Below are 23,758 nucleotides of genomic sequence, written 5' to 3' on the forward strand. Positions count from 1 at the left end.
GACGACTATCGGCAGCTGCTGATGGTACGCGAAATCACGTCGAGTTGTTGTTCGCGAGTGAGCTTGATGAAGTTCACCGCATAGCCCGAAACGCGGATGGTGAGCTGGGGATACTTCTCAGGATGCTCCATGGCATCGTAGAGGAGGTCGCGGTCGAAGACATTGACATTGAGGTGCTGACCACCATCGGGAGTAAAGTAGCCGTCCATGAGATTGACGAGGTTGGTCACTTGATCTTCGTTGCTCTTACCGAGGGTGGCGGGAGCAATCGCCCAAGTGTAGGAAATACCGTCGTGCGAGTGGTGGAAAGGCAGTTTGGCCACCGAAGCGAGCGAAGCAATGGCGCCGCGCGTGTCGCGTCCGTTCATGGGGTTGGCACCGGGGGCAAAGGGCGTACCAGAGCGGCGGCCGCAAGGCGTGTTGCCGGTGTGCTTGCCATACACCACGTTGGACGTGATGGTGAGGAGCGACTGGGTGGGAATGGAGTTGCGGTAAGTCTCGTGCTGACGCATGTACTCCATAAATTTCTCCGTAATCATCATTGCGATGGCATCGGTCTTGTCGTCATTGTTGCCGAAGGGCACATATTCGCCTTCCTGCACGAAGTCGGTAGCGAGGCCGTTTTCATCGCGGATGACGCGCACCTTACCAAACTTGATGGCAGCGAGCGAGTCGGTGACAATCGACAGACCGGCAATACCACTGGCACGGGTACGGATGACGTCGCCGTCGTGAAGCGCCATTTCGAGAGCTTCGTAGCTGTACTTGTCGTGCATGTAGTGGATGATGCGGAGGGCGTTGCAGTAGACCTTGGCCAACCAACGCATCATTTGTTCAAACTTCTCCATCACTTCTTCGTAGTCGAGATATTCGCTGGTGATGGGCGTGTAGATGGGTGAAATCTGCTTGCCCGAAATTTCGTCGCGACCGCCATTGATGGCGTAGAGCAAGCACTTGGCGAGGTTGGCACGCGCGCCGAAGAACTGCATCTGCTTACCGATGCGCATGGGCGAAACGCAGCAGGCGATACCGTAGTCGTCGCCGTAGTCGGGACGCATCAGGTCGTCGTTCTCATACTGGATGGCCGAAGTCTCGATAGACATCTTTGCGCAATAGTCCTTCCAAGCCTGGGGCAGACGGGTGCTCCAAAGCACGGTGAGGTTGGGTTCGGGCGCAGGGCCGAGGTTGGTGAGGGTGTGGAGGATACGGAAAGAGGTTTTGGTCACCATCGTACGACCGTCCATGCCCATACCGCCGATTGATTCGGTCACCCAAACGGGGTCGCCGGAGAAGAGGGCGTTGTATTCGGGAGTGCGGAGGAAGCGCACGATGCGGAGCTTCATGACAAACTGGTCGATGAGCTCTTGTGCTTCGGCTTCGGTGAGGGTGCCGGCTTTCAAATCGCGCTCAATGAAGATGTCGAGGAAAGTCGACACACGACCAATCGACATCGCCGCACCGTCTTGGTCCTTGATGGCGGCAAGATAGCCGAGATAGAGCCACTGCACGGCTTCGCGGGCGTTTTGTGCAGGACGAGTCAGGTCGAAGCCATAGCTTTCACCCATCTTCACCAAGTCCTTGAGGGCATTGATTTGCTCAGTGGTTTCTTCGCGCTGTTGGATGCAGGCATCGGTCATCTCTTGAATGTCGAGGCGGTCGAGGAAACGCTTCTTTTCTTCAATGAGGTTGTTCACACCATAGAGCGCTACGCGGCGGTAGTCGCCGATGATGCGGCCACGACCATAAGCGTCGGGCAGACCGGTGATGATGTGGCTGTGACGGGCAGCACGGATGTCGGGCGTGTAAGCCGAGAACACACCATCGTTGTGGGTTTTGCGGTATTTGGTGAAGATGTTCTTTGTCCAAGAATCCAGCTCATAGCCGTAGGCCGTGAGGGAATTTTCCACCATGCGCACACCGCCTTTGGGGAAGATGCCTCGCTTGAGGGGGGCATCGGTTTGCAGACCCACCACGACTTCCTTATCCTTGTCGATATAGCCGGGGCCGTAGGTCGTCACACTCTGAGGGAGCTTGGTTTCCACGTCGTAAAGACCCTTCTCGCGCTCCACCTTCATCATCTCGCTCAGTTTGTCCCAAAGGGCGAGAGTGTTGGCGGTCGGTGCAGCCAGAAAAGCTTCGTCCCCTTCGTAGGGAGTGTAGTTATGCTGGATGAAGTCACGCACATTGATTTCGCGCTTCCAGATGAGACCATCGAAAGCATCAACGGTATTGGATAATTTCATAATCGGTTAGGGGTTTTGAAATTGATGAAATAGAGTTTTTGTGCGTCTCAGTCAGAACAACTTTCGCCAAAGTGCTGTCTTAGACGACGCGAAGTTACGGCTAACATTCCTATCGGCCAAGAGAAATATAAGAAAACGAGTGGAAAACTGCACAAATTACCCAAAAGTGAGTAGTTCGGTAGGCATTTTTAGGAGATAAACGTGGAGAAATCCTTGACAGTGGGTAGTTATGCTCACATTTTGCCACGCAAGAGATTGCAAAAACACGCATTTTATATCACTCTACACTAAAATCGGGCAGTAGGCGGTGGAGGGGCGGCGGCACTGAAAAAAAGGGTTGAACCTCTACATGAGAAGTTCAACCCTTGAAAAAAAGCGGAAGCGACCGCCGAATTAGAGTTCTGGCAATGTGCCGGGCACGTGGTCTACTTTCGGCATTTCGAGGCGTACCCACACTTCCTTCCATCTGCGCGAATCACCGGGCATAAAGTAGGAAACATAGAGATACTTCTTGTCCTCGCTCATCGAGTAGGTAAGGTCGTTGTCTTTACCGATGACAGCGCCGTCGGTGATGGAGGCATCAATGTGCTCGCGGATGGTGGAATCGTTGAGCAGTTTGTAAGAGCCTTGGTTGGTGATAATAAAAGGCTTGGCCTGTGTTTTGCCCGGCTGGTGGAAAGTGTGGTACTTGCCATCGGCAAACATCTGCTTGAAGATGGGGATGTAGTGTAGGCCGCCGAATTCGTCTTTTATCGTCATTTGCCAAAGGCCGACGAGGTCGGTAGCTTTGACTTTGGTTTGCGCACCGAGGGGCAGACCGATGCCCAACGCGAGGAGGGCACAGAGGAGGATTTTCTTCATGTGATTTTAGGGGTTAATGATTATGGATGAGAAATGGATTTCAAATGGTCTTCAAAATAGCGGGTGATGCGTTCGTGCAGGTGCACCATGTCGCGACCCATCATGTTGTGCCCTTGGCCGGGATAGACAAAGTAGTCGGGCTGTGTGCCGGCATCTTCGCAGGCGCGGAGGAAAGCCAGTGAATGTTGCAACACGCAGGTGGGGTCGTTGTAGCCCACGATGATTTGCAGGCGACCTTTGAGACGGTCGGCCTTGTTGAGCATCGACGACGCGGCATAGCCTTCGGGATTTTCCTGCGGCGTGTCCATATAGCGCTCACCATACATCACTTCGTAGTATTTCCAGTCGAGCACAGGGCCGCCGGCCACTCCCACTTTGAACACGTCGGGATGGGTAAGCATCAAGTTGGTTGTCATAAAGCCGCCGAAACTCCATCCGTGCACCCCGATGCGGTCGGCATCGACATAGGGGAGGGAGCGGAGCAGGTCGACACCTTTCATTTGGTCGGCCATCTCCACTTCGCCCAAACGGCGGTGGGTGACACTTTCAAAGGCAAAACCACGGTCGGCCGAACCACGATTGTCGAGAACGAAAATCACATAACCTTTGTTGGCCATGTAGTATTCCCACGGACGCGCTTGATAGTTCCACGCTTCTTTGAGATTGGTGGCGTGCGGGCCACCGTAGACGTAGACCACGGCCGGATATTTCTTCGCAGGGTCGAAGTCTACGGGCTTCACAATGCGATAGTAGAGCGGTGTTGTGCCATCGGCCGCCACGACCGTTCCACCTTCGACCTGCGGCATCTTATAGTCTTTCCACGGGGAGTCGAAGCGATCGAGCGTGGCCAAGGTTTGGCGTTGGGTGGTGGAGAGGATGTCGCTCACACGGTAGGTGTCGGGCTGCGACCAAGTGTCGCGGAGGAAAGCACCGCCGGCCGAAAGACTGCCGCGGTGTACCCCCACGCCGTTGTCGAGGAGGGTGGTTCGGCCGCTTTTGACATCGAGGGCATAGAGATTCTCGCGGAGATGTCCCGCAGCATTGCTTTTGAGAATGATGCTGTGGGCTTTGGGGTTGAAACCGAGTACTTCCAGCACCTCAAACGCTCCTTTGGTGAGCTGACGCAACTCTTTGCCTTCGGCATTGAACAGGTAGAGGTGGTTGAAGCCGTCGCGGCGCGACTGCATGATGAATTTCGAGGCGTCCCAAGGGAGGAAAGTGATGGGATGCTGAGGCTCGACATAGCGGTCGTTGCGCTCGGTGTAGAGAGTGCGGAGACGCGCTCCGGTTTGGGCATCATATTCCACGAGGTCGGCACGATCCTGCGAGCGGGGCACTTCAAACATATAAATGCGCTGTCCGTCGGGACGCCAAGCGATGTTGGTAAAATAGCGGTCGGTGGGGTCGCCGGCATCGAGCCAAACGGTGCGGTCGGTAGCGGGGTCGAAGATGCCCACCGTGACTTTGTGGCTCGTCATTCCTGCCATGGGATACTTTTCGGGGGCGGGGCGTGCCACACGTTCGGCCTCCGGCACTTGGATGTCCACGAGGGGATAGTCCGTCACCATCGTTTGGTCCATACGGTAGAAAGCCAAGCGCTTGCCGTCGGGGCTCCAGAACGTGCCTTTGTGGATGCCGAACTCATCGCGGTGTACGCTCGTGCCGTAGAGGAGTTCGCGGTTGCCGTCGGTCGATACGGCATGTCGGCGGCCGTCGGCGGTGAGTACATAGAGGTTATAGGCTTCGGTATAGGCCAAAGAGCGCGAAGTGGTGTTGAAGTCTTCGTGGCCGATGCCCTGTGGCAAAGGCAGCGTCCACACCACGTGCTTAGCCTGCCAGTCGTAGAGGAACATGGCCTTCGGGGTGGTGATTTGCGCCAAGGGTTGTGCGGCTTCAGGGAAAGTGACGCTGTAGAGCGAGCGCACACGGCCGTATTGCACGGTGTCGATGGCGGCGTTGACCTCGTCGAGCGTGAAGAGGGGGGCTTGGGCTTTGACGGCTGCACCTTTGGCATTGCGAAGGAGGGAAACGCCTTCCACATCCGTGCGGACGAGGGCATCGCCCCACCAGGCGGTGGCGGTGTTGCGCGGAACGAGGTTCCAATAGTTGGAGCCACCCCACATCAGGTCGTCGAGGGTGGGCGTTTTGAGGGTTTGTGCCATGGCCACAAGGGGAAGAAAGAGGGTGAGGGCAAGGGTGAATATCTTTTTCATCAGAAGAAGGATTTGAAAGCAGGAAGGAGGAACTACATCAAGGGGGAAAGGAGCAACAAGAGGCAGAAAAATGCCGACAGCGCGAACGATACCTGCCGGCCTGTGGGAAACGGCGGCAAATGTCGGTCGCGCTGTGGATACAGAAGCATCAGTCGTCGCGGCGGTCGCGGAAACCACGACGGTTGCCACGGTCGTCGCCACGATGGCCGCGGAAGTCGTCACGGCCACGGCGGTCGCTACCGTCATCGCCTCGGCGCGGACTATTGCCGAAGCGGCGGTCGGCAGATGGGCGGCGGTCGCGAGAGAAGCGGTCACTGCCACCGCGCTCATCGCGGCGGTCGGCATTGCGACGTGGGCGATCGCTGCCGCGTTCCTTGCTCCACTCCTTGCGTTCGCGGGCGGCACGCGCTCCTTCAAAGGACTTGTGGCGCGCACGGAGATTGCGATAGACAGCGGCCAGTTCGGGATCGTCGGCAAAGTCGGGAGCGGGACGTTCGTAGCCGTCACGGTCGTCGAAATCGCGCTCGGCATTGCGGTCGGTATCTCGGTCGAAATCACCCCGTTTGCGAGAAAAATCGCGCTTACGCCCATCGCGGAAGCGTCCCTTTTCGCCCATACGGCTCTTCTCCTCGTCCGTTTTCACGATGCCGCCTTCCCCGCGGAAGTTTTCCAAACGGCCTTCAAAAGTGACGTATTTGCGCAGTTCGCAATCCAAAGCCCCATTGTGGAGAGGCACTTTGAAAGAGGGACGCAGGCGCATGGCATCAAACAATTCTTCGCGAGAGGAGATGATCCATGCGTCGTTGCCTTGAAACTGCTTTTTGAGCGCTTCGCCGAGGAAGCGGTAGATTTGACTGAGGTCTTCGGGGCGCAGACGCTCGCCGTAGGGAGGATTGGTGACCATCACGGCAGGCTGTTCGGGCTTGACGAAATTGCGAATGTCGCGCTGCTCCACCGTGATGAGGTCGCTCACGCCGGCGGCTTTGGCGTTGGTTTGCGCTGCCTCAACAGCGGGAAGGTTGAGGTCGTAGCCGTAAATGTGGTGGGCAAAGTCGCGCTCTTGGCTGTCGTCGTCGAAGATGGCGCGCAAGAGTTCGGGATCGAAGTCTTTCCAATTCTCAAAACCAAACTTTTTACGGAAGACACCGGGGAAAATGTTGCGCGCCATCAGAGCGGCTTCGACGAGCAGCGTGCCGCTGCCGCAGAAAGGATCGATGAAGTCGCAATCAAACTTCCAGCCGCTCATCTTGATCAGCGCTGCAGCCAAAACCTCGTTGATGGGGGCTTCGACGGTGGCGGTGCGGTAGCCGCGAAGGTGCAGGCTCTCTCCGCTGGAGTCGAGCGAGAGGGTGCAGTCGTCCTCGGCAATGTGGATGTTGAGGCGCAGGTCGGGGTTGGTTATGGAGATGTTGGGACGCTGCTGTTGCGTCTCCATGAAGTAATCGACGATAGCGTCCTTGACCTTGTAGGCGACAAACTTTGAGTTGCGGAACTCGGTGCTGTAGACGGTGGTGTCAACCACAAAGGAGGTGTTGATGTCGAGGATTTCGCTCCAATCGACGCTCTTCACCGCACGATAGACGTCCTCGGGGTCTTTGGCGCGGAAGTGTTTGAGCGGTTTGAGGATACGCACGGCCGTACGCAGGCAGAAGTTGGCCCGGTACATCATGGCTTTGTCGCCGCGAAACGACACCATACGCCGCCCGATTTGCACCTCGTCGGCACCGAGTTCGATGAGTTCTTGCGCCAAGACTTCTTCCAGTCCTTGGAAGGTTTTGGCAATCAGTTCAAAGGAATGTTCCATTCAAGGGAAAAGTAAAAAAACACCTCGCTCACACAAGCCGGGGGAGGTGGGGAGAAAGAAAATAGCTAAGTAGATGTTCAGAATGAATTGATACTATATTTGTTTCATTTTTTCGTCAGCTTGTCTTTGGGAAGAAGGAGTGTAGCGGGCTACACGAGGGATGAACAAAGGCGAGATGGCGGAAAAGGGAGACAAAGAGGGTATCAAAGTAGAGAACAACCTATGGATAAGTAATTTTGAAGAATTATTTGTCTGCAAAGTTACGAAGCGGCCAAAGAAGGGCAAAAGGAAAAGTGAGATTTTTTTTGTAACTTTGCAGCCGTAACGGAGCTTTGCCCCTGGCGAAGCTCTTTTTTTGTCATCATTTTTCCTTATTTTATATGTCGGTACTTACCTTTACACTTATTCTCCTTCTGGGGGCTTACTGCGCGGGACTGCTCGGTTCGCTCACCGGTCTGGGGGGCGGTGTGGTCATCATCCCCCTCCTCACCCTCTGTTTCGGCGTCGATTTCCACTATGCAGTGGGGGCGGCGCTGGTGTCGTCCATCGCCACGTCCAGCGGTTCGGGCTCGGCCTACGTGAAAGAAGGCATCACCAACATCCGCCTTGGCATGGTGCTCGAAATCGCCACCACCATCGGGGCAGTGGCCGGTGCGGTGGTGGCCATCTGGATGAACAATTCCGTCATCTCCATCATCTATGGCGGCGTACTGGTGCTCACTGCTGTGATGCAGCAGGTGAAGCACAACCGGCACGAGCACGTGGTGGGCAGTCGGCTCGCTAAGCGCCTGAAACTCTTCGGTACGTTTCCGCAGAAGGACGGCACGAAGCAATACTACGAACTCACCAACGTGGGGGGAGGTTTTTCGGTGATGTTGCTCGCCGGTATGCTTTCGGGCATCTTGGGCATCGGCTCAGGGGTGCTGAAGGTGATTGCGATGGACGGCATCATGAAGGTGCCCTTCAAGGTGAGCACCACTACGTCCAACTTCATGATGGGCGTGACGGCCTGCGCTTCGGCGGTGGTCTACATCCAGCGCGGCAACATCGTGCCCGGCCTCGCCTTTCCGGTACTCATCGGGGTGCTTTTTGGAGCGCTCACGGGTGCTAAATTGCTCAAGCGTTTGGACGTGTCGCTCCTGCGCAAAATCTTCGCCATCGCCATCCTTGCCGTGGCGGTCAATATGATTTACATGGGCTTCACGGGCGGCTTTGAACATTAAGCACACACGGCGTCCTCTTCATCCCAAAAGGATTCGACAAAGGAAAGAGGCGCCCCTGTTGCACTACCCGACTCCCCTTTTTCTCACCTCTTGATCTTCTTCCCAATGAAATACGACATCCAACAACTCATCGGCAACACCCTACGCTGGGGTGTTTCGGCCGCCTGTCTCATCGCTCTCATCGGCGGAGGCATCTACCTCTATCTCCACGGTAGCGAACCCGTGCCGGACTACACTCACTTCGACTATCACGAGGCGTTCCGACAAACGCAGTACACCACCCTCTCGGGCATCTTCGGCGGCCTCGCCTCGCTCAACGCTCAAAGTTGGATTCAGTTTGGCGTACTGGTGCTCATCCTTACGCCCATCCTGCGCGTGCTCCTTTCGCTCGTCGACTTCCTCGCCGAACACGATTGGCTCTATGCCCTCATCACTTCCATCGTGTTGGGCATCATCATCAGCAATTCCATCGGTGGTTTCTGAACAACAGCTGCCGAACACCACCGCTGCTCACCTCTTGGGGAAACTCCATCTTTGGGGTTTCCCCTTTTTTATCACAGCTGTTGCTTTTCCGATGGGCGTCCCCTTGGGGGGCGTTCCTTGCGGCGTTGAGCCTTCCGTAGGTTCGTCGTCCTTCGTCCTCCTCGCCCACGGCTATTGGGAGAAGCCCCCTCCGGGGACTCTATCTGTCCCCGGAGGGGGCGAATATCGATGCCATAGATCCGACTGTTGTTTTCCGATAGGTGTATTTTTTAAGTGGGGTGTGCAGCGTAGATTGTCACTATACGGCTGTCGCTGAAAGCGACATCTTTGCATAACCCCACGTCCTCGTGGGGTAGAAATACGTCCGTGAACAAGCTGACTGAAGGTCAGCCCGATTTCGTTTCGAGCACCGACTTCCTGCAATTCGCAAAACAGGAGGAGAAAGCAGGTGCTCCCCCTCTCCCTCCTCGCGCGCACACTCTACAATAGCGTGTGTTTTTTGCCTTCACGCCTTCACCCGATGGGATAAGTCGCAAAGCATCAGCGAGTTGTGGGTGAAGGCAAGGAATACTTCATCCTTCACCTCCTTCACCGGATTTGCCTTCACCGACAACCGACTCATTGACAAAGAGTTATCAGGCTCGGTGAAGGCAGTGAAGGCAAAAAACAAGGTTTTACATGTAGTGACGCGCGCGTACGCGCGCGAGGGGCGAGAGAATAGGGATAGGAGCAGGGAAAATTTACCTCGGAGATAAATTGAACTATCTCAGAGGTAGAAAAAACTACCTCTGAGGGAGATAGGTCAGTGTTCATAAATGATTGTGATCCATTGCTGTCGGCTAAAAACGTCCTTCATTCGGGTGCTGCTTCTTGTCGCTTTTAGCGACAAGAGGTTGCGAACCGCTCATTTTTGTGCTGTCACAAAAAGAGGGTGCGTCCCTCTCCGCTTTGGAGTTGGGGACGCACCCTGATTGTTTTCGCCACAAGGGGCGGAGGAGAAAGTCGGATTATTTCACCACTTGCTTCTTACCATTCACAATGTAGATACCTGCGGGGAGGTTCTTCGTGCTGTTGAGGCGGATACCGGAGATGGTGTAGATGCCCTTGGCAGCAGCCTTAGCATTGTTGAAGATAAGTGCGTTGATGCCGGTGATGGTACCGTTGGTAGCGATTTGAGCATCGCCGGTTTCGGTGGTCGTGGGCAGCTTGGAGAAGTAACCTGTGTTAGCAGGAACCTTTTCGTCCTTTTCAGAGAGGAGCACCTTGCTGTGGTCGCTGTTGAACTTACCATTGTTTTCTGCAATCTTGATGGTTTCGAACGTGGGAACGAGACCATTTACAGCAGCAGCTTCCTTGTGGATAGGATTGAGGTCAGCGAGAGTTGCGGCCTTCGAGAAGAGTTGAATGAAGTTGTCAGTGTTGCCGGTTTCGGGAACGTAAACATAAGCCTGACCAGCTTCAAGATCTTCTTCGTATCTCTTCAGTTGGATGTTGTTGTTTGCATCCTGACCAATCACAGTGTAGAAGTTGTCGTGCTTTTCTACAGCGAAGGGGAAAGTCATGATTTGCGCATTGGTCGTAGACTGGAGGTCGTAGTTGAAACCATTAGTAACCACGTCAGTAGGATCAGCAACAATAAATTGGAATGCTGAGTTGTCCTTACCGCTGGCTGCGTTCCAAGTTACGAGATGACCTGTACCAGGCTGTGCATTTGCGAAGATGTTATTGCCGTCTGCATCGTTCTTAGAGAGCACGATGTTGAAGCAGCCGGCCGTCTTAGCGAAGCGGAGGGTGAAGACATAAGGCGTTTCGCTCTGAGTCATCACAGACTTACCCTTGAGAGGAGCGAGATAGAGACCTGTAAATACGTTCTTGTAAGTATAGCCGGTGTCTACCTTTTCAACATACCAATAAGCACCGAGCTTATTCTTGAAGTTGTTGTCGTCTTCGTACTTACCAGCATTGTTCTTGATGCGACCAGAGATGCCTACGTAGTCTTCGCGAGAAGAGTTGCCGGCAAAGAGTTTGCGACCAAAGACGGTTTCGTTCGAAGAGTTGCTCTGAATCATGTAGTAGCCGTTTGTAGGCTGCTTGAGAGCAGCTTCAAAGGCAGCGAGACCAGAGTTCAAGTTAGCAAGAAGAGTATTGATTTGAGCAACCGTGGGAGGCTTCACTGCTACGATATTATCGAGGTCGGTTTGCACCTTGTTGATAACAGTTTCGAGGGCCGCCTTCGAGCCGGCAGCGTAGTAACCCATATCAGTGCCTTCTTCGGCAGCCTTCACGAGTTCACGTGCAGCAGTAAGCGCAGTCTTCACGCGAGAAGGATCGGGATAGTTCTTCATGAACTCTTCGTAAGCAGCTTTGAGCTTAGCGATTTGTTCGTCGGTAGCCGCTGCATCCTTCACTTGTTGCTGGGCAACTTTCAGTTCAGCCTGGAGTTTATCTACAACTTCTTTAGGAACGGAAGCGATGAGCGAAGTAGTGGCATCGAAGCCGCCCTTGTAGACGCGCACTTCAGAACCGTGGAAGTATTTGTTTCCATTAGGAACATCGCCATCATTTACACGAGTAACAACTTCGAGACGAACGTACTTGTAGGGAGTAGCAAACTTGAAGTAAGCGCTACCTACGCCATTGGCAATCTTCGTTTCGCTATCCGTCACAGCGAGTTCGTAAGGATAGGTGAACGTGGAAGTCGTGAGCGAATCCCAGTCGGTCTTCCAAGCGTTGAAGTTCGTTACGTTTTCACCGTTTGCATTCGGTTCTTCCTTCTTATTGATTTCGAGCTTAGCAGGATCGTTAGTACCCCAGAGGACAACCTTGGCAGGAGCACCGTTGTTGTTCACATTGTTACCGATAACGCGTTTCGCCCATTTGATGAGGAGTTCGTTTTCGGCCTTACTCAATTCCATTTGGAGGAAGTGGCTACCTGTCCAAGCGTTGGCGCCATCATGCCAAGAAGAGTGGAAGTAAGTGCCAGATTTAGCATCTACGAGAGAGCCAAAGTCTTTACCTTCTTGAATATCGGCCATGGGGCAGGCAAACTTATCGGCAGAGGTCACGAGACCATCAACAGCCGTGATGTCGCCGGTAGTAGAAGAAGCAATCTTTTTGTTGGATTCGTCATAACCAGCATAGCTGTAGCCATTGGCAATTGCGGTTTCAGCCTTTTCTACGAGTTGGCTCAAGTCATTGTTGCGCTTGGGCTGAGCCATTGCAGCACGGAGAGCATTAACTTCAGCTTCGGTGATGGTGCGCACGTGCCAAGAAGAGGGGTCAGAGGTCCAGTCCCAAGGCACAACGTTGTTGACATCACCGGCAGCGTGCACGCCACTCATTTCAGCACCAGGGCTCTTGACGAGCGTGGGAGAGTAGAAACTGAAGAAGCCAGGCTGACGAGGATTAGCCTTGATGGTATAACTTACTTCGGCATTGGCCGTCATTTTGATAGGCTGATAGAGACGATCTTGCGTACCGATGTAGTTTTCCGTCTCTAAGTTTTGGAAGAAGAAGAGACCTTCATTCTTGGGATCGGCCGTCACCTTCCAGATAAACTTAGCCTCTTGATAGGTGAGGGGTTTGGGATTAGTAGCATCGGGTGCAGTATAGGTCACCTTATTTTCACCCTTATACGTCCAGCGGAGTTGTTTGTCGCTGCTATTGACAGCAGTGCCATCGTAAAGAGCACCACCATCATAACCGTTTTGGTTTTCACTACGCCAGTTGGTGAGGATATAGTAACCAGCCGTGAGCCCTACGCCGGAAGTGGTGAACGCGGCATAAGCCTTGGGGAAAGAGTCGGCCTGAGCATCATATTGTGCGTCGGTCAAGGTGAGCGTACCGGCATCAACCTGCTTGTACTCATTCCAGAGCACCATCAACTCGTCGTACTTAGCCTTTGAGTACTCACCGGCACCTGTACCCAGTTTGTAGTTCTTGAGTTTTTCGACCAAGTCTACTCCACCCGAAACTTCCGCAAAGACGGCCTTGTAAGCATTGAGTGCAGTCTGCTCACTCGCAGTATAAAGTACCCAAGCATTGCGAGTGTACTCTGTGTTCTTATCTGCCACACCTTGAGCTACGCCTTTGTTGTTGGAGATGAAGAAAACGTACTCGCTGTAAGGATCTTTGGAAACATCTTTCGATTCATAAGAAGAAATCGTGATGGCACCACTGTTGGCTTGCTCGTTGAAAGAAATCGTATTGAGGGCAAGCGTTTCGTCATGTTCAGCCTTAGCTTTCTCAATGATAGCTTGGATACCCTTATAGGTAGCCGTGCTGTCTTCGCCGGCTTTATTCTTAAGCGTAGCGGTATAAGTATCTTCCGGATTTTTGTAAACCGCCGTCTTTACCACGACCTTCCAAGCACGATCGGTCGTCGAAGTGAAGAACTGGCCATTGGTGGGCGTGGCAAGATACTCGCCCGAATGACGTTGAATGTAGTAGACAGGAGCGCCGGTTTTATCTTTAAGGTCGCCTCCAACGGGCACAAACTTAAAGAGATTTCCGGTGGTCAGGTTGGCAGACTGTGTAAATCTTTGGCCTCCCAAGAACCATGTGGACCCGTCGGCGTAAGAGTAACCCGGCTGGAAAGCATAGAGCGTGTTCGCTTGAACATTCTCTGCTGATTTTACAGGAGTTGCTCCGTCGTAGGTCCAATAGCGTGCCGAAGCACTTGCAACACCGGCCACGAACATCGCAGCGGCGGCAATCAGATTGTAAACCTTTTTCATCGATGGATTGAAATTAAAGTTAAAGATTAAGATAAGATTGATTGAAGTTGTGTGGGCAAAGATAGAGAAAAATATCTACACTTGACAATTTTGGGGCAATTATTTTTCCAAAGACTGCATTTTTCACACTTTATTGAGCATATTGGAGGGTTTGTCGCGACTATATACGGTTTTTACTACATTTTTGCGTCATTTACTTGACAAACGGAAATGTTGAAGGATGGGAGAATCAGGCAGCCCAATGACGCTGCATTTTTCCGCTTCGAAGGCGAAAAAAAGCCGCGGACGATGTTGAAAAAATCAACATTGTCCGCGGTTAGGGAGTTCAGCGGGGACGAACCCAGTGCTTACTTGCGTTTGGCTTGTGCTGTCAAGCGCCAGCGCCCCACACGATAGCGTGCTTTCGAGGCTTTTTGAGCCGTCAGGCGCGACTTCTGCTGTTCAGCACGTGCCTTGGCGATAGATTTCTGGCGGTCGGCACGGCGTTGCCATTCGCCCATGGTGTAGAATTTTCCCGTTACGGGGTCGAGCAGTTGGAGCTCGGGCAAATTGTCGGCAGCGCGAGGGTAGTCGACTCCTGTGCTGAGGTTGGTCACTTCGACCATCGCCACTCCGGCTCTCATCATGTCAATCTCCTTGGCGGCAGCCTGCGAGAGATCGATGAGGGTATTGGCACGGAAAGGGCCTCGGTCGGTAACCTTTACGAGCACTTCTTTGCCGTTCTTCGGATTGCGCACGTGGAGGATGGTGCCGAAAGGCAGGGTCTTGTGAGCGCAAGTGAGCGAGTCGTTGCTGAAGACGGAACCATCAGCACTGCGGCGACCGTGCCATTTGCTGCCATAATAGGTGGCGTAGCCTTGGGTGGTCTGTGCCACAAGAGAGGCGGCGAAGGAGAAGAGGGCGAAGAGTGTTAGTAAAAGGGGTTTGAAATTCATTGGTTTTTATTTGCGACACATCAGCGAAACAACTTAGCGAAAGTGTGGAGAAGAGAAGAAGCGTGTGTTTCGCATACACTCTATCAGATTCATCATAGAGGAGCGGCATGAGGGAAGTCAATTGGCTCGGACATGTCATGTTTGCGACGGCAAAAGTACAATTATCTGTCGGGAGGAGCAATGATTTTAACAAGCGCGGCCCCCTTTTAACACTCTATTTCGCCATTTTTGCAAAATAAGAGGTAGCAAAATGAACAGTTTCGTTCTCCACAGCCCAGTAGGATTTTGGGAAACAAAACCTACAAGAAACTGCCTTCAAGCGACCCCGCCGGGCCGTGAAGGCAGTCTGCATTATGAAAAAGAGAATAAATAAATACGTCGTCTGAAGACGGAGTTTTCGGAGATTTGGAAAGATCTTCCGCTCAGCAAGACTGAACGGCCGACACCAACGAATTAGCGGCTTTCATCGGCAGCGGGACGGTGTCCGCGCACGATGTGGAGCGAGGCAGCATCGGGCGTTGCGGGTACACCCTCCAACGAGCGCTTCTGCGTGTAGCCATTGCCCCACGTCCAGTTGTTGTAGTTGCCAAACATATAGTTGCCGGAGAAAGCACCCCAGTTGTTGTAGCGCAGACTGGTGAGGCGGAAGCGGAAACCGGAGTTGCCGACGCGCCCCGTGAAGATAGAGTTGGAGAGATAGTAGTCGTAGATGGCCACGTTGAGGTTGCTGTCTTGCGGATAAGTGAGGTAGAGCACACCGTTGTTCACTTCCCAATAGAAGAGGTAGTATTGATACTCATAAGGGCCGGTGCGATAGAAGTCAATCTGCTTGCCTACCCCGCGGCGCGCCCCATAGTAGTCGTTCTGAAAAAGGAGGTAGGAATAGGCCGCGTCAAAGGTGACGGCTTTTCCCGAAATGGGATGGATGGCGGTGTAGTACATCCCGAAGTCACCTTGCCACTCACCGGAGATGACGTTGGCGCGCTGACGGTCGCCGCTGCCTCCACCAGGATTGTAGGGGTTGTAGGGGTCGTAAGGGTCATCGACATAGATTTCGCAGGCTGCCAGCGAGAACAAAGTTCCAACGAGCAGGAAGAGTGCGAGGAAGGGAGAAAGGAATCTTTTCATGATTTTCCGGTATTGAGCGACCGTAGCGTCGCGTTTGTCGTAATTGTCACAATTGTCGCGTTGTTATCGCATTGATTGTTCGATGGCAAATGTAGAGGAAAAATGGGATACTGCAAACAAAAGGGAGATAAAAAGACAAAAACTCCTCGAAAATTTCACGTTTTCGAGGAGTTTTTAGTCTTCTTAGTGTCGATATTGACAACTTAGTCGATGGTGATGCTCAAGATTTCAAGCTGCATCACACCGCGAGGCGTCTGCGCGTCCACCACATCGCCCACTTTGTGGCCGAGCAAGGCTTGCGCGATGGGGGTGGTACTGGAGATTTTTCCGGCACGCAGGTCGGCTTCGCTTTCGGAGACGATGGTATATTTCATCACCGCACCGAGTTTCACGTTCTTCATCTCCACGGTGGAGAGGATCTGTACCACATCGGTGCGCAACATCGAAGGGTCGATGATTTTGGCCGTGGCGATGACGGCTTTAAGTTCGTTGATTTTCGTTTCGAGAATGGCTTGTGCCTCCTTGGCGGCATCATATTCGGCATTCTCAGAGAGGTCGCCCTTGTCGCGTGCTTCGGCAATGGCGGCCGATGCCGCGGGGCGGTCTATTTGCTCCATACGGCGGAGCTGGGCTGTGAGGTTGTCATAGCCCTCTTGGGTCATATATGCCATAGTTCGTAGAGTTCTAAATGAGGGGGGGATTATTCACTTTCGTTGTAGGCCGCTGCTTCGGCAGCTGCAATGCGCGCTTCACGCTCACGCTTTTCTTCGGCCGATGGCGCCTCGTTTTGCGCTTCGGGGCGCTGCCGGCGTTGTCCGCGGCCACGAGAGTTGCGCTTTCGAGCCGGACGTTGCTCGGCATTGGATGCAGTTTCTTCAGCTGCGGGAGTGGCAGAATCTGCAACAGGGACGGCCGTTTCGGACGCTACTTCCAAAGTCTGGGGTGCAGCCAATGCCGCGGATTCGCTCACTTCCTCGTCATAGAGGTCCTTGCGGGCTTTCTCCACGGCACGAGTTTCATTTTCTTCGCGCATACGGCGTGCTGCCTTCTCAGCACGGTGGCTCTGTTCGGCAGGGGGTAGCGTGGTGTTGGCAAAATCCGAAGCATTCTGCCGGCGACTTTGACGGCGTGGTTTGCGAGCGGCAGCAGCTTCATCTGTTGAGACACTTTCGGCGGCAGTTTCAGGGGCCTTCTCCGTTGCCTCGGCCGGTGCGACTTCTGGTGCAGCGACAACGGTCACGGGTGCGTGCGGTTCGGAGGGTTCTTCCGTGGGCTGAGCGGTAGGCGCAAGGGACGGCGGCGTCACAGGCGTTTCAGCCGGTGCAGCCTTCTCGGCCGGTGCAGCAGGCATCTCAGTGGCGGTGGGTACAGGTGCCGGAATAGCGGCATTCTTTTCGCCCTCCTCCTTCTTCTGCTGTCGGGGAGTGGCAGCAGGATTTTGAGGAGTCGCAGTTTCTTGTTCGGTCGATGCGGCATGGTGCTGTTTGGCCGCTTCGACAAGAGCCACTACGCGCTCTTTCACCTCCTCGACCGGTGCTTCCTCGCGGACGGGAGCGGCTGTCGCTTCGGAAGGTTGAGGATGGGGCGTGGGAGCAGCAGCTGCCGACTTGCGACGCGACCGTTCCTGACGAGGCTTCTGTGCCTCAGCCTTGGGTTTGGGTTCGTTCTGTGCAGATTGTGCCGGTTTTTCGCCACGAGGCGTCTGTTCCTTCTGCTTGGGCTTACGCTCGTTGCGCGTTTCGGCCGGCTTCTCACGCTTCGGACGTTCGGAGCGGTTGCTCTTCTCCTTGGCGATGGCAGCTTCGATTTCGTCAATTTTGGGCAGTACGAAAAACTCATCGGCTTCCATGGCCGTGCGCTTCTCTTTGGAGCGGAAGATGCTGTCGAGGAATTCCGGTTCGCGGCGGAGCTTGGTGAGCGCCTCTTTCGATGCGTTTTGGTGGCTTTCCTTTTTGGAGAAACCCTTGCCGTCGCCGGCAAACAAGCCTTCGATGATGATGGAGGTTTGGAAAGACGGTGTACTGCCGTTGTTGTTGCCACTGTTGCTCTCCTTAAACTCCATGCGGATGCGGTTCTTCTGGCTCCATTCGAGCAGTTTGCTCTTGAAGTTCACCTCCTTGTGCGCCACCCCTTCGAGGTCGAGCACAGCTCCGATGATACGCTTTTCGACAAAACGGAAAGCGTAGTGGAAACCGCGGTCGAGATAGATGGCGCCCATCAAGGCTTCAAAGGAGTTACCGCCCAAGTAGGAGTTGTGGGCGCGGGAGTGCGTTTGGCTTTGGATGAGGCGGTCGATGCGGAGGTCTTTGGCCAAACGTCCGAGCGACTCGCGGCTCACGATTTTGGAGCGCGTGTTGGTGAGAAATCCTTCGCGCTTGTTGGGGAAGTGGTGATAGACAATGTCGCTCACCACGGTTTCGAGCACAGCGTCGCCGAGGTATTCGAGGCGTTCGTTGTTGAGGGGTTTGTTGCCCGACTTCTTGGATTTGTATTCGAGCGACTTGTGTGCAAACGCTATGCGATAAAGCTCAATGTTGTGGGGATAAAACCCCATGATGTCGTAGAGGGCAGAGCGAAACTCTTTGTCTTTGCTGAAAAAGAGTTTGGCACGGTCAAAAAAGTTTTTCATAACACTGCTGGGTGTTGGAGCAGACGTCGCACAATAATAGTGTGTACGCTTGGCCATTACTGCGTAACCGCCAAGCGTACAACGATAGAATAATTGCGTAAGGTCTGCGTTCAGACGCTTAGTCTTGGTATTTCTTCACAATGCAGCAAGCGTTGTGGCCACCAAATCCAAACGTGTTGGAGAGGGCGGCACGCACGGTGCGTTGCTGAGCCTTGTTGAAAGTAAAGTTCATGTTGTAGTCGATGTTCTCATCGCGATCGTCCTCATCGTGGTTGATGGTGGGGGGAACGATGTCGTTCTTCACCGAGAGGCAGCAAACGATGGCTTCCACAGCACCTGCAGCACCGAGGAGGTGGCCGGTCATCGACTTGGTCGAAGAGATGTTGAGCTTATAGGCCTCATCGCCAAACACCTGTGCGATGGCCTTGGCCTCCGACACGTCGCCCACGGGGGTCGAGGTGCCGTGCACGTTGATGTAGTCGATGTCGGTGGGTTGGAGTTCGGCATCTTCGAGGGCGCGTTCCATCACCAGTTTGGCGCCCAGCCCTTCGGGGTGGGAAGCTGTGAGGTGGTGAGCATCGGCGCTCATGCCCGTACCGGCCAGTTCGCAATAGATTTTCGCACCGCGAGCCTTGGCGTGTTCGAGTTCTTCGAGGATGAGGATACCGGCACCCTCGCCCATCACAAATCCATCGCGGCTGGCGCTGAAGGGACGGCTGGCGCGCGTGGGATCATCGTTGCGGGTGGAGAGGGCGTGCATGGCGTTGAAACCGCCCACGCCGCCGGGGGTGATGGCCGCTTCGGCACCACCGGTCACCATCACGTTGGCTTTGCCGAGGCGGATGAGGTTGAAGGCGTCGGAGATGGCGTTGGTCGAAGAGGCGCAAGCCGAAGTTGTGGTGTAGTTCGGCCCATGGAAACCATACTGGATGGAGATGCGTCCTGAGGCGATGTCGGCAATCATCTTGGGGATGAAGAAGGGGTTGAAGCGAGGGCCTTTCTCTTCGTGAGTGAGGGCATATTCGCCAATCTGCTCTTCAAAGGTGTGGATACCACCGATGCCGACACCCAGCACCACGCCAACACGGTCTTTGTCGATTGCATCAAGGTCCATTCCGCTGTCCTTCACAGCTTCCATTGCTGCCACGAGTGCATATTGCTCATAGAGGTCCATCTTGCGGATCTCTTTGCGGTCAATGAAATCTGCGGCCTGAAAATTCTTGATTTCGCAGGCAAACTGAGTTTTGAACTGATGCGCATCAAAGCCTTGGATGGGAGCGGCACCGCTCACGCCGTTGAGGAGGCTGTTCCAAGTTTCTTCGATGTTGTTCCCCACAGGGGTGAGGGCGCCAAGGCCGGTAACGACTACTCTTTTGAGTTCCATAAGTGAGTGTGGGATTGGGGAGTGATTGTTGCACCACGTTTGGGACAGACCAAGCGCTACGCTTAAATGTGCTAATATGCCATTCGCGCGCAAGGCGTCAGAGCACATTAGCACATTTTCTCGATAGTAAGCGCCCATTAGGGCTGTCTTAGCGTAGCAGTTGTTTAGACGTGAGCCTCGATGTAAGCGATAGCATCACCCACGGTAGCGATCTTTTCAGATTCTTCTTCGGGGATGGTGATGTTGAATTCCTTTTCGAGATCCATCATGAGTTCTACGGTTTCGAGAGAGTCGGCACCGAGATCGTTGGTGAAGCTGGCTTCGTCTTTCACTTCAGCAGCGTCAACGCTGAGCTTGTCAACGATGATAGCTTTTACTTTTTCTGCAATTTCAGACATGGTCTTTGTTGTTTTATGATTAGTAAATCTTGTAATGTTGCACAATTACGGCTGCAAAAGTAGGACTTATTATCAAGATAAACAAACAAATGGAGGATTATTTGCACTATTCTTGCTCATCTTCTTGGTTTTTGTGCAGGAAAGTCGTCAAAATTCCCCCATTCTTTCGGTTTGTCCACGCTTTCTCGCCCCGGAAGTGGTCAAAGGTATGCAAAGGTGTCGCCTTCAGCGGCATGAAAGACGACCTCTTATTTTTCTCAGAGGTAGTTTCATCTACATCAGAGGTAGTTTTATTTTTCTCAGAGGTAAATGAAACTACCTCAGAGAGAAATCCGCTCCGTTCCGACTTCGCCTCTCGCGCACGTACGCGCGCATACACGACACAGTAAAACCTTGTTTTTTGCCTTCACTGCCTTCACCCAAATTCATAATCCATTGTCAATGAGAGGATTGTCGGTGAAGGGAAATCCGGTGAAGGAGGTGAAGGATGGGAGACCTTTTGCCTTCACCCGAAATCCTCTATATATGAGACATTTACAGCCTCGGTGAAGGCAATGAAGGCAAAAAAACACGCACTATATAGGGTGTACGCGCACACGCGCGAGAGAAAACAGAAGGTAAAATCGCGGATGTCGAGACACTATCCTCCGCTGTCGCTCTCCCGGTGGCGGCGGTGGGGCGGCGTGAGGGCAAAGGCATCCGGATTGTAGTGTCGGCCAAAACTCAAGTCGAACCCCGCATCGAGGAGTTGCTGTGCCAAGGCAGGTTTTCCCCGAAATCCGTGGATGGTCCACTTCCACCGAGGGCGGTGGCGCTTGTGGGCTTCGAGGATGAGGTCGAAGGCCCGCACCACATGGAGGGTCATCGGACGCTCAAAATCCTCGGCGAGGGCAACTTGCGCATCGAACACTGCCCGCTGGCGCTCGATGTCGGCACCGCGCAAACGATCGAAGCCACATTCCCCGATTTGCTCCACCTCGGGGTGTGCCAGCAGTCGGGCAAGCGCTTCGAGATAGCGCGACAGGGAGAAGTCGGCATCGGCCGTCCACCAAGGGTGAATGCCGGCAGCATAGCGTCCCCCGGGCTGCGGCATCCAGTCGTCGGGGTGCTGCACAACGCATTGAGGCAGGCAAACAATGCCTGCCCCGGGAGGTGTGTTGAGGTCGTGGGTGTGAAAGTCTAATTCCATCGTGTGGCAAAGGAGATGGGACCGCACGTCAGGGCACGGGGTCGTAGCCGTGGCCACCCCAAGGGTGACAACTCAGGAGGCGCCGCAGGGCGAGCCATCCTCCTTTGAAAGGACCATACTTGCGCAGCGCCTCAACGGCATATTCCGAACAGGTGGGGGTGTAGCGACAGGAGGGCGGCGTGAGGGGGGAAATGAATTTCCGATAGAACCGAATGGGGAGGATGAGCAGTTCGGCCAGGAGGCGAAAAATCCTATTCATGGTGCAGCGGGGATGGGCTGTGGTGAACAATAGCGGTCGGCGGTGCGGTGGAGGAGGGTCTGCATCCGCTTGTGCACGAGGGCACTGGTTTGCGGAGCGTCGGCAATCCAGATGAAGGCCACATGGAGAGCAGTGCCTTCGGGCAACACATTGAGCAGCAGATGTTTGTTGAGCCGATAGGCTTCACGGAGTTGGCGCTTGGCGCGGTTGCGGTCGACAGCGTGCTTAAACTTGCGCTTCGACACGCTCACCAGCACCTGCACACGCGGCGCGTGAGGGTCGGTGTGTGCCACTTCGCGCACCAGCATCCGCAGCGGAAAGGCCACGGCCGAACGGCTTTCGGGGGTGAAGAGGGCATCAATGTCGCGTTGGCGACAGAGGTGTTCGGGTTTGGGAAAGGTGAAGCGCATGATGCAAGAGAAAATAGAGAAAAAGAGTAGAGAGAAAACCCTAAAAAAAACGGCACAGCCATCAACCTCCTGAGAGCTTGATGGCTGTGTGCTTTATCGGTTGACCTCACGGATGTAGGTGTCCAAGCCCTCAGCAATGGAACCGGTGACTTTCAAGTCGACACGCAACCCGGCGTCTTCCATGGCTTTGGCGGTGGCATCGCCGAAGCATCCGAGGCGGATGTCGCCCTGCTTGAAGTCCGGGAAGTTGTTGATGAGACTCTGCACCCCGACAGGCGTGAAGAGGAGTATCAAATCGTAGTCTTTGTAGAAATCCGGTTCGAAGTGGGTCTGCACGGTGCGAAACATGACGCACTCCGTGTGCTTGATTTTCTTGGCATCGAACTGTCCGGCCACTTCCAGCGAGGTGTCCTCGCCATGCGGGATGAGGTATTTTTCGTTCTTGTGCTTACCCATCACGGTGAGAAGTTCAGGCCATCGTCCGCTCGTTCCGTAGAAGACTTTGCGCTTGCGGTATTGCACGTACTTCTGGATGTAGAGAATGACCTTTTCGGAGATGCCGAAATACTTCATGTCCTCGGGCAGGGTGATGCGAAGCTCTTTGCAGAGGTTGAAGAAGTGGTCGATGGCATTCTTCGAGTTAAACACCACGGCGGTGTGGTCGAGGATATTGACCTTTTGTGCACGAAACTCACGCGCTTCGATGGCTTCTACTTTGACGAAAGGACGGAAGGTGAAATCCACGCCGAGATTGCCGGCAATTTCGTGATAGGGGGATTTCTCAGATGACGGTTCGGGTTGAGAAACGAGAATTTTTTTGATCATCTTCTATCGTGTATCGGGAGGGGATGGGTTAGGCATTGGCCATCAAGCATTGGCCATCAAAAAGCGGTTGGAGGCGAGAAGCGTCATCCAAAGTATCAAAATGGGTACGACTTCAAGGGCGCAAAAATACAAAATTAAATGTACATTGCCTATCAAGGTGCTGAAAAAGATGCGATAAGCCTTATAAAAGAGTAGCATTTTGACAATCGCCATAAGCAAAACGTAAGTTATCAGGGTTTCGCGAAACGGCAAGTCGAAATAGACAACGAGCAGCGTCAAGGGCAACAGGAGGGCACCGGTGGCCAAGATGGAGACGAGCAAGTGGTCGTCCCATTGCTTGTTGCGCTCGGGCGAAAAAAAGGTGAGATTGACCATGCGGTAGAACATCACCTTGGTCAGATAGTACACTCCAAAAATAAGGGTCGAAACGCCCAGAAGGGTGTAGGGCGAAACTTGGGCGAAGACTTCGGGCTGCTGCTTCTGCGTGTAGTCGAAGAAGAGGATGCCCTGCATGAAACACGCCTGCGCCACCAAAAAGAAGCGCCCTCGCAACACCGTGTTGGCGCGGTCGGTGAAGAGGTTGGGACGGAGGCGATGGTAGAAGAAGTCCTTCGCAACCTCACGGAGGAAGCGCCACGACGAAGCCATCACCCAAACGAGCAGGAAGAAACTGAGCATCAGGGCTGAAGTGACAAAATCGTCGTTGCGAAAGCGATAGGGCACAGGGTCGCCGGCAATGCCGTCGGGGCGATAGGGCACGGACTCGTGCTGCCAAGTGATTTCGCGCGAAAGTGAGTCCCAAAAGCTTCGCTGTTCGGCCAAGAAGACACTATCCTTCGGGAGCGGAAATCCCCAATTTTCCACCGACTTGCGCTCCACGACAAACCGCCGGAGCATGGCCGGTTCTCCCGCAAAATAGGCTTGCAGGGTGGAGTCGGCCGGCTCCATGACCAAGTGCTCAACGGGCTGCGGGGCAACCGGTTGAGAGGCGGTGAGGGCGGGCGTTTCGATGTGCAGGGAGTCGGTCATGGATTAAGG

18 protein-coding genes are annotated in these 23,758 nt (G+C 54.0%); 2 read left to right on the forward strand and 16 right to left on the reverse strand.

Annotated features, from left to right (window positions below; all coding sequences use genetic code 11):
• Positions 1-5 precede the first annotated feature (5 nt).
• The 4 genes from pflB to H8527_RS08225 form a co-directional block, all read right to left on the reverse strand.
• Positions 6-2,243 carry a formate C-acetyltransferase gene (gene pflB, locus H8527_RS08210; RefSeq protein ID WP_187547254.1) on the reverse strand — a complete coding sequence of 746 codons (2,238 nt, stop codon included), beginning with the start codon at positions 2,241-2,243 and terminating at the stop codon, positions 6-8.
• Between the two features lie 393 nt (positions 2,244-2,636).
• Complete coding sequence (locus tag H8527_RS08215) at positions 2,637-3,104, reverse strand: DUF4488 domain-containing protein (protein ID WP_187547256.1); 468 nt, start codon at positions 3,102-3,104, stop codon at positions 2,637-2,639.
• 20 nt (positions 3,105-3,124) lie between these two features.
• Positions 3,125-5,317, reverse strand: coding sequence for a DPP IV N-terminal domain-containing protein (locus tag H8527_RS08220; protein WP_187547337.1), 2,193 nt, complete (start codon positions 5,315-5,317; stop codon positions 3,125-3,127).
• A gap of 148 nt (positions 5,318-5,465) precedes the next feature.
• On the reverse strand, positions 5,466-7,121 hold the full coding sequence (locus H8527_RS08225; protein ID WP_187547258.1) for a THUMP domain-containing protein: 1,656 nt from the start codon (positions 7,119-7,121) through the stop codon (positions 5,466-5,468).
• Positions 7,122-7,501: 380 nt separating this feature from the next.
• On the opposite strand from H8527_RS08225, the gene H8527_RS08230 reads away from it, so the two are divergent.
• Complete coding sequence (locus H8527_RS08230; RefSeq protein WP_187547260.1) at positions 7,502-8,344, forward strand: sulfite exporter TauE/SafE family protein; 843 nt, start codon at positions 7,502-7,504, stop codon at positions 8,342-8,344.
• A 105-nt stretch (positions 8,345-8,449) separates the two neighbouring features.
• Entirely contained in the window at positions 8,450-8,827 is a 378-nt protein-coding gene (locus tag H8527_RS08235) for a DUF1634 domain-containing protein (protein ID WP_187547262.1), read from the forward strand.
• A gap of 1,007 nt (positions 8,828-9,834) precedes the next feature.
• Here H8527_RS08235 and H8527_RS08240 read toward each other — a convergent pair.
• The 12 genes from H8527_RS08240 to H8527_RS08295 form a co-directional block, all read right to left on the reverse strand.
• Positions 9,835-13,563 carry a hypothetical protein gene (locus H8527_RS08240; protein ID WP_187547264.1) on the reverse strand — a complete coding sequence of 1,243 codons (3,729 nt, stop codon included), beginning with the start codon at positions 13,561-13,563 and terminating at the stop codon, positions 9,835-9,837.
• Positions 13,564-13,910: 347 nt separating this feature from the next.
• Positions 13,911-14,498: a septal ring lytic transglycosylase RlpA family protein gene (locus tag H8527_RS08245; RefSeq protein ID WP_187547272.1), complete on the reverse strand. Its 588-nt coding sequence runs from the start codon at positions 14,496-14,498 to the stop codon at positions 13,911-13,913.
• A 453-nt stretch (positions 14,499-14,951) separates the two neighbouring features.
• A complete protein-coding gene (locus H8527_RS08250; RefSeq protein WP_187547274.1) occupies positions 14,952-15,626 on the reverse strand; it encodes a hypothetical protein in 675 nt (224 codons plus the stop codon).
• Positions 15,627-15,829: 203 nt separating this feature from the next.
• The gene (gene greA, locus H8527_RS08255) at positions 15,830-16,297 is read right to left on the reverse strand and encodes a transcription elongation factor GreA (protein ID WP_187547276.1); all 468 of its coding nucleotides are present in this window, start codon (positions 16,295-16,297) and stop codon (positions 15,830-15,832) included.
• Between the two features lie 29 nt (positions 16,298-16,326).
• On the reverse strand, positions 16,327-18,255 hold the full coding sequence (gene rnc, locus H8527_RS09755) for a ribonuclease III (RefSeq protein ID WP_255498555.1): 1,929 nt from the start codon (positions 18,253-18,255) through the stop codon (positions 16,327-16,329).
• 118 nt (positions 18,256-18,373) lie between these two features.
• Positions 18,374-19,639, reverse strand: coding sequence for a beta-ketoacyl-ACP synthase II (gene fabF, locus H8527_RS08265; protein ID WP_187547278.1), 1,266 nt, complete (start codon positions 19,637-19,639; stop codon positions 18,374-18,376).
• A 164-nt stretch (positions 19,640-19,803) separates the two neighbouring features.
• Complete coding sequence (locus H8527_RS08270; protein ID WP_187547280.1) at positions 19,804-20,037, reverse strand: acyl carrier protein; 234 nt, start codon at positions 20,035-20,037, stop codon at positions 19,804-19,806.
• A gap of 640 nt (positions 20,038-20,677) precedes the next feature.
• Positions 20,678-21,226, reverse strand: coding sequence for a TatD family hydrolase (locus H8527_RS08275; protein ID WP_187547282.1), 549 nt, complete (start codon positions 21,224-21,226; stop codon positions 20,678-20,680).
• A 28-nt stretch (positions 21,227-21,254) separates the two neighbouring features.
• A complete protein-coding gene (yidD, locus tag H8527_RS08280; RefSeq protein ID WP_187547339.1) occupies positions 21,255-21,476 on the reverse strand; it encodes a membrane protein insertion efficiency factor YidD in 222 nt (73 codons plus the stop codon).
• Between the two features lie 5 nt (positions 21,477-21,481).
• Positions 21,482-21,895 carry a ribonuclease P protein component gene (gene rnpA, locus H8527_RS08285; protein ID WP_187547284.1) on the reverse strand — a complete coding sequence of 138 codons (414 nt, stop codon included), beginning with the start codon at positions 21,893-21,895 and terminating at the stop codon, positions 21,482-21,484.
• 93 nt (positions 21,896-21,988) lie between these two features.
• Positions 21,989-22,720 (reverse strand): uroporphyrinogen-III synthase, encoded by a 732-nt coding sequence (locus H8527_RS08290; RefSeq protein ID WP_187547286.1) that lies wholly within the window; start codon positions 22,718-22,720, stop codon positions 21,989-21,991.
• A 42-nt stretch (positions 22,721-22,762) separates the two neighbouring features.
• Complete coding sequence (locus tag H8527_RS08295; protein WP_187547288.1) at positions 22,763-23,749, reverse strand: DUF4271 domain-containing protein; 987 nt, start codon at positions 23,747-23,749, stop codon at positions 22,763-22,765.
• Positions 23,750-23,758 lie beyond the last annotated feature (9 nt).

The sequence above is a fragment of the Alloprevotella sp. Lung230 genome (assembly GCF_014385435.1).
Classification (GTDB): Bacteria; Bacteroidota; Bacteroidia; order Bacteroidales; family Bacteroidaceae; genus Alloprevotella.

What these genes read in the sequence shown, in the direction of transcription:
- pflB (WP_187547254.1), bottom strand. Translation starts at nt 2,243, where the DNA reads ATGAAATTATCCAATACCGTTGATGCTTTCGATGGTCTCATCTGGAAG.
- H8527_RS08215 (WP_187547256.1), bottom strand. Translation starts at nt 3,104, where the DNA reads ATGAAGAAAATCCTCCTCTGTGCCCTCCTCGCGTTGGGCATCGGTCTG.
- H8527_RS08220 (WP_187547337.1), bottom strand. Translation starts at nt 5,317, where the DNA reads ATGAAAAAGATATTCACCCTTGCCCTCACCCTCTTTCTTCCCCTTGTG.
- H8527_RS08225 (WP_187547258.1), bottom strand. Translation starts at nt 7,121, where the DNA reads ATGGAACATTCCTTTGAACTGATTGCCAAAACCTTCCAAGGACTGGAA.
- H8527_RS08230 (WP_187547260.1), top strand. Translation starts at nt 7,502, where the DNA reads ATGTCGGTACTTACCTTTACACTTATTCTCCTTCTGGGGGCTTACTGC.
- H8527_RS08235 (WP_187547262.1), top strand. Translation starts at nt 8,450, where the DNA reads ATGAAATACGACATCCAACAACTCATCGGCAACACCCTACGCTGGGGT.
- H8527_RS08240 (WP_187547264.1), bottom strand. Translation starts at nt 13,563, where the DNA reads ATGAAAAAGGTTTACAATCTGATTGCCGCCGCTGCGATGTTCGTGGCC.
- H8527_RS08245 (WP_187547272.1), bottom strand. Translation starts at nt 14,498, where the DNA reads ATGAATTTCAAACCCCTTTTACTAACACTCTTCGCCCTCTTCTCCTTC.
- H8527_RS08250 (WP_187547274.1), bottom strand. Translation starts at nt 15,626, where the DNA reads ATGAAAAGATTCCTTTCTCCCTTCCTCGCACTCTTCCTGCTCGTTGGA.
- greA (WP_187547276.1), bottom strand. Translation starts at nt 16,297, where the DNA reads ATGGCATATATGACCCAAGAGGGCTATGACAACCTCACAGCCCAGCTC.
- rnc (WP_255498555.1), bottom strand. Translation starts at nt 18,255, where the DNA reads ATGAAAAACTTTTTTGACCGTGCCAAACTCTTTTTCAGCAAAGACAAA.
- fabF (WP_187547278.1), bottom strand. Translation starts at nt 19,639, where the DNA reads ATGGAACTCAAAAGAGTAGTCGTTACCGGCCTTGGCGCCCTCACCCCT.
- H8527_RS08270 (WP_187547280.1), bottom strand. Translation starts at nt 20,037, where the DNA reads ATGTCTGAAATTGCAGAAAAAGTAAAAGCTATCATCGTTGACAAGCTC.
- H8527_RS08275 (WP_187547282.1), bottom strand. Translation starts at nt 21,226, where the DNA reads ATGGAATTAGACTTTCACACCCACGACCTCAACACACCTCCCGGGGCA.
- rnpA (WP_187547284.1), bottom strand. Translation starts at nt 21,895, where the DNA reads ATGCGCTTCACCTTTCCCAAACCCGAACACCTCTGTCGCCAACGCGAC.
- H8527_RS08290 (WP_187547286.1), bottom strand. Translation starts at nt 22,720, where the DNA reads ATGATCAAAAAAATTCTCGTTTCTCAACCCGAACCGTCATCTGAGAAA.
- H8527_RS08295 (WP_187547288.1), bottom strand. Translation starts at nt 23,749, where the DNA reads ATGACCGACTCCCTGCACATCGAAACGCCCGCCCTCACCGCCTCTCAA.